Source organism: Saccharothrix sp. NRRL B-16348 (assembly GCF_001280085.1).
GTDB lineage: Bacteria > Actinomycetota > Actinomycetes > Mycobacteriales > Pseudonocardiaceae > Actinosynnema.
The window spans coordinates 114,278-127,017 of sequence record NZ_LGED01000013.1 but is presented as its reverse complement, the minus strand read 5'-3'; the positions used below and the strand labels follow the sequence as shown (position 1 = coordinate 127,017).

At 72.2% G+C, this 12,740-nt stretch carries 10 protein-coding genes; 2 read left to right on the top strand and 8 right to left on the bottom strand.

The features are described from left to right. Positions 1 to 98 precede the first annotated feature (98 nt). Both ADK67_RS04435 and ADK67_RS55255 read left to right on the top strand, forming a co-directional pair. Positions 99 to 863 carry a class I SAM-dependent methyltransferase gene (locus ADK67_RS04435; RefSeq protein WP_157619917.1) on the top strand — a complete coding sequence of 255 codons (765 nt, stop codon included), beginning with the start codon at positions 99 to 101 and terminating at the stop codon, positions 861 to 863. A gap of 216 nt (positions 864 to 1,079) precedes the next feature. After that, positions 1,080 to 1,394 (top strand): transposase, encoded by a 315-nt coding sequence (locus ADK67_RS55255; RefSeq protein WP_442974103.1) that lies wholly within the window; start codon positions 1,080 to 1,082, stop codon positions 1,392 to 1,394. 277 nt (positions 1,395 to 1,671) lie between these two features. On the opposite strand, the gene ADK67_RS04425 is transcribed toward ADK67_RS55255, so the two are convergent. From ADK67_RS04425 to ADK67_RS04390, 8 genes are all read right to left on the bottom strand, one after another. After that, positions 1,672 to 4,713 (bottom strand): glycoside hydrolase family 2 TIM barrel-domain containing protein, encoded by a 3,042-nt coding sequence (locus ADK67_RS04425; RefSeq protein WP_053715088.1) that lies wholly within the window; start codon positions 4,711 to 4,713, stop codon positions 1,672 to 1,674. A 243-nt stretch (positions 4,714 to 4,956) separates the two neighbouring features. Continuing rightward, positions 4,957 to 7,029, bottom strand: a complete 2,073-nt coding sequence (gene fxsT, locus ADK67_RS04420; protein ID WP_197289276.1) for an FxSxx-COOH system tetratricopeptide repeat protein — start codon at positions 7,027 to 7,029, stop codon at positions 4,957 to 4,959. Between the two features lie 52 nt (positions 7,030 to 7,081). Beyond that, a complete protein-coding gene (locus ADK67_RS04415; RefSeq protein WP_053715086.1) occupies positions 7,082 to 8,263 on the bottom strand; it encodes an MFS transporter in 1,182 nt (393 codons plus the stop codon). Further along, positions 8,260 to 9,036 carry a DeoR/GlpR family DNA-binding transcription regulator gene (locus ADK67_RS04410; RefSeq protein ID WP_053715085.1) on the bottom strand — a complete coding sequence of 259 codons (777 nt, stop codon included), beginning with the start codon at positions 9,034 to 9,036 and terminating at the stop codon, positions 8,260 to 8,262. Before ADK67_RS04410 ends, ADK67_RS04415 begins: the two co-directional genes overlap by 4 nt. A 64-nt stretch (positions 9,037 to 9,100) precedes the next feature. Then, positions 9,101 to 10,594 carry a discoidin domain-containing protein gene (locus tag ADK67_RS04405; protein WP_053715084.1) on the bottom strand — a complete coding sequence of 498 codons (1,494 nt, stop codon included), beginning with the start codon at positions 10,592 to 10,594 and terminating at the stop codon, positions 9,101 to 9,103. A 74-nt stretch (positions 10,595 to 10,668) separates the two neighbouring features. Then, the gene (locus ADK67_RS04400; RefSeq protein ID WP_157619915.1) at positions 10,669 to 10,965 is read right to left on the bottom strand and encodes a hypothetical protein; all 297 of its coding nucleotides are present in this window, start codon (positions 10,963 to 10,965) and stop codon (positions 10,669 to 10,671) included. Next, complete coding sequence (locus tag ADK67_RS04395) at positions 10,962 to 11,573, bottom strand: hypothetical protein (RefSeq protein ID WP_053715082.1); 612 nt, start codon at positions 11,571 to 11,573, stop codon at positions 10,962 to 10,964. Before ADK67_RS04395 ends, ADK67_RS04400 begins: the two co-directional genes overlap by 4 nt. Positions 11,574 to 11,584: 11 nt before the next feature. Then, positions 11,585 to 12,730, bottom strand: a complete 1,146-nt coding sequence (locus ADK67_RS04390; RefSeq protein ID WP_053715081.1) for a hypothetical protein — start codon at positions 12,728 to 12,730, stop codon at positions 11,585 to 11,587. Positions 12,731 to 12,740 lie beyond the last annotated feature (10 nt).

The window sequence follows — 12,740 nt, the reverse complement described above, 5'->3', positions numbered from 1 at the left end:
CCCGCAGTGCACGATAGCCAGGACTTCACCATCACCTTCGTCGTGGGTCTGCCTTGACGAAAGTAATGTTCCGGTACCCTCACGCACGGGAGGCGTTCATGGACAAGGGATTCGACCCGCTGGTCGCGGAGGCCGCCGCGGTCGACGTCACCGGCTGGGACTTCTCGTGGCTCGACGGCCGGGCCACCGAGGAGCGACCGCCCTGGGGCTACCAGAAGCTGATGGGCGAACGGGTCGGTCGCGCGTCGATGAGCCTGGACGTCCAGACCGGCGGTGGCGAGGTGCTGGCCGGGATTCCGCAGCGCGCGGCCAAGGCGATGGTCGCGACGGAGTCCTGGCCGCCGAACATCGCGCGGGCGCAGGAGAACCTGCGGGCCAAGGGCGTCGTCGTGGTCGCCGACGAGGACCAGCCGCCGCTGCCGTTCGCCGACGGCACCTTCGACCTGGTCACCAGCCGCCACCCGGTGACGGTCCACTGGGCCGATATCGCCCGCGTCCTCAGGCCGGGCGGCACCTACTTCTCCCAGCAGGTCGGCCCGGACAGCGGCCACGAGGTCTACGACTTCTTCCTCGGCCCGAAACCGTTGGGGCACAGCGATCGCGAGCCGGAACTGGCCAAGGCCCAAGCGGAAGCGGCCGGCCTCGACGTCGTCGACCTGCGGACCGCCGAGCTGAAGATGGAGTTCTTCGACGTCGGCGCGATGGTCTACTTCCTGCGCAAGGTCATCTGGTTCGTCCCGGACTTCACCGTCGGGAAGTACCGCGACCGCCTGGCAGCGCTGCACGAACGGATCCAGGCCGACGGCCCGTTCACCGCCCACTCCCGCCGCTTCCTGATCGAGGCCCGCAAGCCGGCGCGTTAGGTCGTGTCCGCCGGAAGGTTGATCATGGGGTTTGATCAAATGTCGTGTGGCGCGTGGTGATCTGACGGATGCGGAGTGGGCGATTCTGGAGCCGTTGCTTCCGGGCCCGAAGTCCGGGCGGGGTGGTCAACGGGATTCTGTGGCGGATGAGGACGGGCTATCGCCGGTGGGCGGTCGACGGGACGTGGGCGCGGCTGAAGCGGCAGGTCCAGGGCCGTGCCGAGGCCGAGGGCGACATCGACTGGGACGCGCAGGCCGACTCCACGATCGTGCGCGCCCACCAGCACGCGGCCGGTGCCCGAAAAGGGGTTGTGTCCGGAGGAGTCGCGGGCAGCCCAAGGCTTGGGCCGGTCCCGGGGCGGGCTTATGTCCAAGATCCACACTATCGCGGACGGCCGGGGCCGCTCGCTGTCCATCCACGTCACGCCCGGCCAGACTGCGGACACGAAGCGGTTGGAGGCGCTGCTGGAGGGCATCGCTGTGCCCCGGCCCGGTGGCGCGGCCGGCCGCGGAAGCGTCCGGACTCGCTGACCGCGGACAAGGCCCACGGCAGCGGGGCGAACCGGACCTCGCTGCGATGTCGGGGAGATCAGGGCGGTGATCCCCGGCGGCGGGACCAGGTCGCCAACCGGCTGTGCAAGGGATCGGCCGGCGGGCGGCCCCCGTCGTTCGACAAGCTCGCCCTGCACTGGCAGGCCACCAACGACATCGTCGAGACCATCGACTGGATCCGAGCTGCTCCAGACAAACCCGATCATGACCCGGCGGACACGCCCTAGGTCGTTTCCTAGAGGTGCGCGGCGGGACGTCAGCGGGGGACTGGGGGCGGTAGGGCGGTGAGGGTGAAGGTGAAGTCGGCGGGGCGGACTTCGAGTCGGTGTTCCGGCAGCACGCCCGGGCCCACGGCGCCGGAGCCGAGGCCCTGCACGGCGTGATCGGTGTAGAGGTAGGTGCTGGGGTCGGGGGTCAGGTCGGTCTGGTGCCGTGCGGCGGCCAGGTGTTGGTCGGTCCACCGCCGAACGGCCAGGTTGAACACGGGATCTCCTTCGATGCGGATGCCCGGGCCCGCCGGGGCGGCCACCTCGGCCCAGCGCACGTCCAGCCGGTTGCCGTTCTCCTGCGGTCGCACGTAGGGCGTCTGCAGTTGGTCGACCGTGCTCTGGAAGCGGCCGATGCGCACCGCCTGGCGGGAGTCGGGGTAGGCCTCGCCGGGGCCGGCGCCGAGCCACTGGACGCGGGACCACTCCTCGGGCACCGTCCACCGCAGGCCGATGCGCCCCAGGGAAGGCGCCTTGTCCCGCCGCACGAGTTCCTCGTAACGCTCGGCCGGCAGGTCGGCGTCCACCATCGCCTCGGCGAAGCGGTCCTCCCGTTCCGGCCAGTGGCCGACCGGTTCGGTGTGGACGCGCAGGCGGAGCCGGTCCCCGTCGCTGGCCCAGCGATAGGTGGTGAGGTAGCCGCACGTCACCGCGGCGGCGGCGCTGCGCACGACGACGGTCAGGCCGTCGCGGTCGGGGGTGACGGACACGGTCCGGTGCCGCAGCCTGTGCAGGCCGCGTGCCTCCCAGTAGCGCGCGTCGCCTTGGGTCCACGAGAGGTCGTTGTCGGTCGGCGCGCGCCACAGCGCCAGTTGAGGACCGTTCACGTGCTGCCCGTCGAGGCTGACGAGCGTGCCGGTGCGCCGGTCGAAGCGCGCCGAACCGAGCACGATGTGCGCGTCGACGGGTTCCGCGGGCACCGGCGCGCTGCTCGACACGGCCGGAACGGCGTTGTCGGTGGACGGCAGCGCGAGCTGGCCCCAGGCGACCACGTGCCCTCGGGGCGCCCAAGCGGTGGGCTCGACCGACTCGGCCTCGACGGTCAGCCACCGTTCGCCGTCGCCGTCGATGCGCAAAGCGGTCGAGGGGACGGGAAGTTCGGTCCGCTCGCCGGGGCCGAGCCGCGGCGTCGGGAGCACGCCGTCGGCGATCGGGATGCCGTCCCGGGTGACCGACCACGTGAACCGCAGGTGGGACAGGTCGAGGAAGTCGTAGCGGTTGTGCACGCGGATGCTGTCGGGGCCGTCGCCGGCCTCGATGCGCACGGGCTCGACGACCTTCTGGTACTCCAGCAGCCCCGGGGACGGCGTCCGGTCGGGGAACACCAGCCCGTCGCAGATGAAGTTCCCGTCGTGCAGGTCTTCGCCGAAGTCGCCGCCGTAGGCGAAGAACTCGCGCCCTTCGCGGTCGGTGGTGCGCAGGCCCTGGTCCATCCACTCCCACACGAACCCGCCCTGCACCCGCGGGTACCGCTCGCACAGCGCCATGTACTCGGCCAGGCCGCCGGGTCCGTTGCCCATCGCGTGGGCGAACTCGGTCAGCAGGAACGGCATGCGGTTGCGCGGGTCGTCCTCCGGGTCCCCCTCGCCTTCGGTGAGGGGGTAGAAGTTCTCGCCCGGCCGCAGCAGGCCACGACCGATCCGCGCGACATCGGCCGGCGTGCGGTACATGACCGCGTGGAGGTCCACGTACCGGGCCATCCGGTCGCCCTCGTAGTGGATCGGCCGGGACGAGTCGCGTTCGCGCACCCACGCGGCCATCGCTTCGAGGTTCGGCCCGTCGCCCGCCTCGTTGCCCAGCGACCACGAGATGACGCTGGGGTGGTTCTTGTCCCGCTCCACGGTCCGCTCGACGCGGTCGAGGTACGCCGAGCGCCAGCGCGGATCACCGGACGGGTTGCCCGACCAGTACTCGGGCCCGCTGTACTCGAACCCGTGCGTCTCGAGGTCGCACTCGAGCATGACCCACAGGCCCAGCTCGTCGCACAGGTCGAGGAAGTCCGGGTGCGGCGGGTAGTGCGAGGTGCGCACGGCGTTGACGTTGTGCCGCTTCATCAGCTCCACGTCCCGGCGCATGGTCTCGAGCGTGACCGCCCGTCCGCGCTCCGGGTCGAACTCGTGGCGGTTCACGCCCCGCAGCACGACGCGGCGGCCGTTGACCGTGAGCACACCGGACTCGTCGATCGCGACGGTGCGGAACCCGAGCCGCACGCGCACCCGCTCGCTCCCGGTGGCCAGCACGGCGTCGTAGAGGAAGGGGTCCTCCGCGCTCCACGGCCGCACCGCGTCGAACGAGAACACGCGGTCGGCCGGCGCGTCGGCCACCCCGAGCTGGGGGACGGTGATCTCCACGGGTGCGTCCGCGTCCACGTCGACCCGCAGCCGCCCGCCGCCGGTGGCCGCGTCGTAGTCGGCGTGGACGAACACGTCGCGGATGCCGCCCGCCGGACGGGCCAGCAGGGTGACGGCCCGGAAGATCCCGGACATGCGCCAGGTGTCCTGGTCCTCCAGGTACGTGCCCGAGGAGTACTGGTGCACCCGGACCGCGAGGACGTTGCGCCCCGGCCGCAGCGCCGCCGAGGCGTCGAACTCCGTCGGCAGGCGGCTGCCGAAGGTCACGCCCAGTTCGACGCCGTTGAGGAAGACCCGCGCGCACGAGTCCACGCCTTCGAAGCGCACCACCGCGGGTGTGCCCGCCCAGGACGGCGGGAGGTCGAAGGCACGCCGGTAGTCGCCGGTCTGGTTCTCGTCGGGGACGAACGGCGGGTCGACCGGGATCGGGTACGAGATGTTCACGTACCCCGGGCGGCCGTAGCCGTGCAGCTGCCAGTGCGACGGGACCGGGAGCCGATCCCACCCCGTGTCGTCGAAACCGGGCAGCTCGAACCCGTCCGGCTCGTCGAGCACCGTCGCCGAGAACCGGAACGCCCAGTCGCCGTCCAGGTCCAGCCTCGGTGCGTCCGAGTCGACCGCGGCGCGTGGCGCGACCTTGCCGTGACCGGGCGAGAAGACCTCGAAGTAGCGTGCGGACATGCCGTTCCTCCTGCGACGCGAACGAGATCGCGGGTAACCGTGTTCGAGGGGTGCGAAGTGCGGGCGGCTGCGCTGCGTCAGTCGTCGGAAATGCGGTGTCGAAGCGCTTCGACGGCTCAGGCTAGTGAGCCGGTAGTGAGGTGGCAAGGCCTTCGGGTCGGTGCGATTCGACATCGGATTTCTCCCCCGTGATGAATTCGGACTGGGGCGACCATAACCAGCACAGAGGCCTCGCCCGCCTGTTCACCCGATGAGGTTGTTCTTGACCAACCGGGTCGTCACGTGGTCCGGACCGAGCACCCGCAGGCACCTGGCCAGCGTGTCCTCGTCCAGCTCACGCGCCCGCCACCGCTCGCCGGCCTCCCACAGGCTGCGGGCCAGGTTGACCGCCGAGACCAGCGTGTCCGGGTGGTCGTGGCCGAGCACGTGACGGCGGTGCGCCAACGTCTCCTCGTCCAACGCACGCGCGCCGGCTTGGTCGCCGACACCGCGCAGGTCCGCCGCGAGGTTGTTGGCCACCACCAGGGTGTTCGGGTGCTGATCGGACAGCAGTTCCCGGCACAGGTCGTGCGCACGACGCCGCAGCGGCACCGCCTGCGCAGGCTCACCGGACCGGTTGAGGTAGGTCGCGGTCCGGTCCAGCAGCCACGCGATGTCGTGGCCGACGAGCCGCAGGTCCCGGTCGGGTCCGGTGACCGCCAGCACGTGCGGCAGCAACTGCCGCCACGTCGACCACACCGCCGGATCGTCACCCTGCCCCTGGGGCACCGCCGCGCACAGGAGCAGCACCGCGGTGGTCGGCCACCCCAGCAACGGCCCGGCCGTGCCGTCCGCCCGCGCCCGCAGCAGGGTGGCGGGCACCGTGTGCAGCCGCACGCTGTCCCGGCCGGGCTGCACCATCGCCTGACGCCGCAGTTCCGCCAGGGTGGCCTGCAACATCACCGGATCCGCCGCGATCTCCGCCAACGGCGCGGGGAGCAGCTCGTGGTGGCGGGCGAACAACGTCAGCGGCACGGGCACCGGCGCCAACCACGCGATCAGCGACAGCAGTTGGAACGCCGCAACGTCCTTGTCCGCCAGCCGGTCGAACGCCTCCGACCACGACACGGCGACCGACGTCGGGTAGCCGCCGACACCCTTGTTCCCGCCCAACGCCTTGTCGGCCTCGACCCGCAGCCGCGACAGGTAGCCGTCCGCGTCCAACGTGGTGTCGGCCAGCAACGCCGCCGCCTGGTCGACCGCCAACGGCAAGTCGCCCAGCGCCTCCGCGACCCGCCCCGCGTTCGCCTCGTCCAAGTGGTAGGCCATGGAGCACAGCAGCTCGACCGACTCGGCCCGGGCGAACGGCGCGACCGGCACCGACGTCGCGAGGTCGTGCCAGTCCGGGTTGCGGGTGGTGATCACCACGTGCCCGGCGCCACCGGGCAGCAACCCGCGTAACGCCGCCGGGTCCTCCGCGCTGTCGAACACCAGCAGCCAACGACCCTGCGCGCGGAGAGCGCCCGATAACCGGGCCACCGCCGCGCCGGCGCTGTCCGACGGCCCGGCCAGTCGCAACGCCCGCGCCAGCTCCGCCAGGTGGTTCACGACCAGCTCCGGCGCGCCAGCGGGCACCCACCAGGCGACGTCGTACTCGCCGGCGAACCGCTGCGCGTACTCCAGTACGGTCGTCGTCTTCCCCACCCCGCTCATGCCGAGCAGGGCGACGCACCCGTGCCGGGTCAGCTCCCGCCGCAACCCCGCCAACAGGTCGTCACGGCCGGTGAAGCGGGACAGCGGCGCGGGCAGGTTCCACAGCCGCGTGGTCGCGCCGGCGGGACGGTCGGCGGCCAGCTCCGCGAGCGCGTGGTGCACCGCGGTCTCCGCCTCCGCCGGGGACGACACCGTCACGACGGTGCCGAACTCCGCCAGCCGAGCCCGGAACCTGTCCTGACGGGGGCCGTGCTCGCGGTCCAGGAACAGCCCCGCCGGCCCCTCCGCGTCCGGCCCGAGCAGGAACACCAGCCGCGGGATGCCGGCCTCGCCCGCGACCTCGAACTCCAGCTCGGTGTAGGACACCTCGGGCCGGTCCCGCACCGGCGACCCGTACCGGAACCCGGCCAGCAGCACGTAGACGTCGGCCTTCAGCACCGCCTCGCGGCACACCTGCGCGGGCTTCTCGTCCCGCGCGGCGAAGTACGCCATGTCGATCACCGCGTCGCCCGCGCGGCTGATCGCGGACTCCACCGCGTCCACGAACGACCGGCCCGACGGCAACCCGCGCAGCTCCGACGTGTGGCTGATGAACACCCGTCGAGGCGGTCGCGCTCGGTCCACGTCGATCAGCATCGCACGGAGCACGTGCTCCGCATTTTTCGGACGACACGGGTCAACGCGACCCGATGGGCTCCTCCGCCGGTGCCGCACGCGGCGCGAGCACGTTCGCGAAACCCACGGCCAGCAGGCACAACACCACCGGCACGAGGAACGCCACGTTCAGCGGGATCCAGTGCGCCAGACCGCCGATCAACGCCGGACCCGCGAGCAGGCCCACGTAGCCCAGGCCGACGACCCGGGCCATCAACGCGCCCGACGACCGCTTGTCCAGGTTGCCCGCGGCCGAGAACAGCTGCGGCACGCTGCCCGACAAGCCCAGGCCGAACAACGCCCAGCCCGCGAACGCCAACCACACCCACGGCGAGAACACCACGAGCGTGAGCCCGAACGCGGCCAGCGCCGCCCCGTACCGCACGATCGCGACCGGCCCGACGAGCGCGGCCACCCGGTCGGTGGCGAACCGGCCCACCGTCATCGCCACCGCGAACGACCCGTACGCGAACGCCGCCGTGCTGGTGGACGTGCCCAGGACATCCTCGGCGTGCAGCGCGGCCCAGTCGTTGGCGACGCCCTCGGCGAGCATCATGGCGAACGCGATCGCGCCCAGCAGCCACACCAGCCTGGTCGACGGCTTGGCCGCCGGCGCCTCCGCCGCGGCCTCGTCCGGCTCGGGACGGCCGTCCATCAGGAACCGGCCGGTCACCAGCGACACCACGATGGTGAACACGCCGCACGCGCTCAACGTCACCGCCGTGGGCACGTCGGCGCCCAGCGTGGCCGCGCCCACGACCGCCGCGATCGCGCCGCCGATCGACCACATCGCGTGGAACGACGCCATGATCGGCCGCGGGTAGGCCCGTTCCACGACCACGGCGTGCGAGTTCATCGCGACGTCGATCGTGCCGTTGCCGAAGCCGAAGCACGCCAGGGCCAGCCCCAACGTCCACCACGACGTGGCCAGGCCCGGGAAGAACAGGGCGACGCCGAGCAGCACCCCGGCCGCGGGCAGCAGCTTGCGCTGGCCCAACCGGTCGGCGAGCGGACCGGCCACCTGCATGCCGAGGAACGCCGCCGCGCCCAGCACGAGCAGCAGCCCGCCGAGGGCGCTGTGCGAGATGCCGGTCGCGCGTTCGACGTTCGGGATGTGCACCACCCACAGGCCGACGGCGAACCCGTTGATGGTGAAGTAGATCCACGTCGCGACGCGTGCGGCACGCGGCAGGGCGGTCGTCACAGGGTCTCCAGTCGTTCGGCTACGTGCACGAGCACCCCGCGTGCGGCCAGCTCGCGGCGCACGTCGGCGGGGGAGTCGGAATCGGTGACCAGCACGTCCGGCCGGTCGGCGGTGCAGACGTGCGCGAGCGCGGTGCGCTCGAACTTGGTGGCGTCGGCGAGCACGATCGTGCGGCGGGACACGGCCATCGCCTGCTGCTTGACCTCGGCGTCGGCCAGGTTGTGCGCGGTGAGCCCGGCGTCCAGGTCGAACGCGCACGGGCTGAGCACGGCGACGTCGAACCGCAGGGCGCGCAGCGACGCCAGCGCCAGCGGACCCACCATGGCCAGCTCGCCGGGTCTCGGCTCGCCGCCGGGCAGCAGCAACCGCACCTCGGGCGCGTCGAGCAGCTCGCGCACCGCGTGCAGGGACAGCGGCATCACGGTGACCGGGCGACCACGCAGCAGCTTGGCCACCTCGACCGCCGTCGTGCCGCTGTCCAGCACGATCGTCTCGCCGTCCCGGATCAGCCCGACCGCGGCCGCGGCGATGGCGCGCTTCGCGTCGTTCGCGGTCGCCGTGCGCGCGGTGAACGGCGGCTCGACGCCCGCCGGGCTGAGCGGCACCGCCCCGCCGTGCACCCGGCGCAGCGCACCGCCCGCCGCGAGCAGGTCGAGGTCACGGCGGATGGTCATCTCCGACGCGCCGGTGGCGGCCGCCAGCTCCGCCACGGCGACCTGCGCGCCGGAGCGGAGCCGTTCGATGATCACCCGGTGGCGGTCGGCGCTCTTCACGTGAGCAACGGTCGCAAATCATGTGCGTTCGAACAAGTGGTTTGTGCTTTCGATCGCAATCGGGTCAGGTCGCGTAGACCTCCAGCTCGTTGACCCGCACGTAGCCGGGCTGGTGGATGGGCCCCTGGGAGGCGCTGATCCGGACCACGCGCGAGGTCCGGGCTGGGAACGTGACGGAGACCGCGAGGGCTGTGTTGTCGGTCACGTTCGCGACGGTCACGAACGCCGTGCCGTCCCAGACCTGTACCTGGAACGCCCGGATCGGGTAGCCCTCGCTGGTGTGGACGACGACCCGGCGGACCGATTTCGCGCTGCCGAAGTCGACCTGCACCCACTCCGGGCTGCCCGGCGGCCACGTGCCGGGTGCGTTGGCCCAACTGTGCGCGCCGCCGAGACGGGTGTCGCGGACGCAGTCGTTGACGCGATCGGGGGAGTACCCGACGTGCGTGCTGGACGCCGACGCGATGCTCGCGCACGCCAGGTTGCCCGTGACGCTGTCACCGCCCTGGCTGCACGTGGTGAACCGGACGGAACCGGTGTCGTGCTCCCGGTGCGTGGAGTCGGCGAACCGCACCACGGCGTTGCCCGCGTTGTCGTCGCGCTTGTGCCACCTGACGTTCGTGGTGATCGAGCCGCCGGTGGTCGGGATGGACAGGGCCACGTCGACCTGCGGGCCGCCGTCCTCCTCGTACCACTGGTAGGCGAGCACGTCGCCGTGCACCGAGCGGTCCCACGTGGTGACGAAGACCCCGGACGCCTGCCACGAGTCGATGTTCCGCTGCTTCACGCCGGGCAGCACGATCCGGCGCAGGACGGCGCCCGTGCTGGTGATGACCAGCACCCGCATCTCCAACCCGCCCTCGAACCAACTGCCGAACGCGGCACGGTCCGGCACCCGCCACTGGTGCAGGTGCTCAAGGCCCTTGTCCTCGCGCAGCCCGTTCGGGTCGCACAGCGCCTGGCCGCTCACCTCCTCCGCCTGGAGGGTCGGGAGGGAGGACGTGGGTTCGTGGACCGCGAGCACCCACACCTCGTTCGTGGTGGCGTAGGCCTCGTCGATCGCGTTAGGCAGTTGTCGGACGCCTCCGGTGGGCGAGAGGACGTGACCCGGAGCGCTGGTGGCCCGTTCGTCGGCGGGCGCCACGGTCACCACGACCTCGTCACGGGTGGTGACGCCCTCGTCGGCGTTCGGGATGTGGATCCGCGGTTCGTAGGCGAAGCCGTTGACGCTGCGCAAGCCCGCGACCGCGGTCTTCAGCTCGACCCACCACGGCTCGTACGGGTTGACGACGTAGGAGTCCTCGGCGGCTTCGACCACCTCCCGCAGCAACGCGTCGGTGTCGCCGTGCGACCGGGTGCGGGCCAGGTGGCGCACGAGCGCTCGGAGCCGGCTGTCGGCCGACGCGGTCAGCACCGGCTGGACCAGGGCCTGCAGCTTCTGGTTGATCACGACGTCGTCGGTGGGCGCGGCGGCGGCGGGCAGCGGTGCGACGGCCGCGAGCGCGGCGCCGACGAGCAGTGCGGTGAGCGTGGCCGCGATGGATCTTGTTCGTCCCATGGACGAGAACCTCCCCAGGTTGCGTGACCGCAACGTTCCCTCCCTCGCCGGGGACCCGCCATCCGCCGACCCGGTCATCCGCGATCGGCGCCGGAGCAGGGCGATGCGGACGGCTCGCTCGACGTGCACCGCGGCCGTCGGTGGACCTGGAAGTCGCCGATGTAGATCTGCGACTCGTCGCTGGACCGCACGCAGGAGAGCGGTGACTCCGAGTGGGGCCTGCCCTCCAGGTACGGCCAGAAGCACTGCCACTCCCCGGAGTTCCAGAACAGGCCCTGCCCCTGGGCCTCGCCGGCGTCGACGCCGGCCAGGTACCGGTCCGCGATGTCCAGGGCGTCGGCGCAGTCGAGGAAGCCCTCGATCACCGTCACGCGGGAGTCGCCGCCACGGCACTCGACGTCGTCGAAGTCGCACGGCATCGCCCACTCCCGCCACGCCTCGGCCGGCGCCTCCGCGCAGGACAGGAACGTCCCGGACTGCTTGAGCGCCCAGGTGTCTCCGGTGAACTCGAACAGCATGAGCATGTCGAGTGCTCCTCGACCAGCGCCCGGACGGCGGCGGCGTCCTTCTCGCACGCCTCGACGCCGTTGCGGGCCACCACGACGACGCGGTTGCTCTTCTCGCCCCGGAACGGGTAGTAGTCGTCGATGGCGGCGAGGATGCCGCTGAGCAGCGTGGCGCGGCCGCCCGGCGCGATCGCGTGCGCGGCCTCGTCGATCCGCCCGCCCTGGCCGGCGCCGACCGGCACGACCTCGGCCGTGTTGTCCGGCCGGTCGCAGTCACCGCCCAACCGGCGCAGGGCCACCGCGTCGTCGTCGCTCACGTTGCGGGCCGCCGCGCCGACCGCGTCCGCCACCTCGCGGAAGTCCGCGTCCGACGCCGAGGCGTCGATCAGGAACGTCAAGCGGTGGTCCGGCGGCAGGAGGACGACCAACCCCGCCGCGACCAGGCCGAGCATGACGACGACCCCGATCGCCACCCATCAGCGCTTCACCCCGCACCTCCTGGCCCCTTCGCGCGCAGCCGCGCGAGCTCGTCGGTCATGGTCCTGGCCTCGCGGTTGTAGTCCTCGGCGGCCCGCCGGTACTCGTCCTGCGCCGCCTTCGGGTCCTGCCCGGACCGTGCGACGGCGAACAGGCCGTCGGCCGCGTCGAGCACCCGTCCCCGCAGGTCCCGCAGCCGGACGGCGTGGTCGAGCGGCCGGGCCGCGTCCGGTGACCGGCCACGGCTTTCAAGGTCCTCGATCGCGTCGTCCACGTCGGCGGACCGCGCTTCGGCGAGCGCGGTCCCGGCCAGGTCGAACCGGCCGTCCACGGTCGCCTCGGTCGCCTCGGTCGCCTCGGTCGCCGCGTCGAGCCGGTCCACCGTCGGGTTCAGCACGTCGAGGACCGATTGGGACGACCGCAGCACCGGCTCGGCGGTGGCGAACCAGTGCAGCGCGGCGTTCAACTCCTCCTGCGACCGGGTGTAGGTCGGCTGGGGCGCTTTCAGCTCGGACGTCAGCTCGGCCAGGTCGGGCCGGTCCTCCTGCTCGATCCGGTGCCCGATGAACCGGAACTCGATGCCGAGGCCCGCCGACGTGACGCGGTCGCGGATCTGGGCGCGCACGAACTCCTCGTCGGGGTCGCAGGCGTCGGCCGCGTGCCGGGTCACCACGATGATCCGGCTCACCTGCGTGGCCTTGAGCGAGAACGGTCCGGAGAAGTCGGCGACGGCTTCGACGATGCCGCGCTGCAACGTCGCCCGGCCGCCGCGCCGGACCGACCGGGCCGCCGCGGTGATGTCCTGGTGGTTGCCGGTGCCGAAGCCGACGAGCTGGGCGGTGTTCCCCTCGGCGCCGCACTCGCCGCCGAACGTCCGCAAGGACTGCGAGTCGTCGTCGCCGGAGTTGCCGACCACCGTGGCGAGCGCTTCGGAGACGCTCGCCACCTCGTCGGCCCCGCCGTCACCGAGGGCGGCGTCGACCAGGAACTGCGTCTTGTACGTCGGCGCGAACAGCGGCACCACCCACGTCACCCCGACCACCACCAGCCCGGCGCCGAGCGCGAGCACCAGCAGCAACAACAGCGGAACGCGGACGTGGCGCGGCAGGTCGACCCGGAACGTGTTGCGCTGCCGCGCGTGGTCGCCGACCACGACGCCCTGA

Coding starts and splice junctions, on each gene's coding strand:
- ADK67_RS04425 (WP_053715088.1), bottom strand. CDS start 4,713: ATGTCCGCACGCTACTTCGAGGTCTTCTCGCCCGGTCACGGCAAGGTC.
- ADK67_RS04405 (WP_053715084.1), bottom strand. CDS start 10,594: ATGGGACGAACAAGATCCATCGCGGCCACGCTCACCGCACTGCTCGTC.
- ADK67_RS04435 (WP_157619917.1), top strand. CDS start 99: ATGGACAAGGGATTCGACCCGCTGGTCGCGGAGGCCGCCGCGGTCGAC.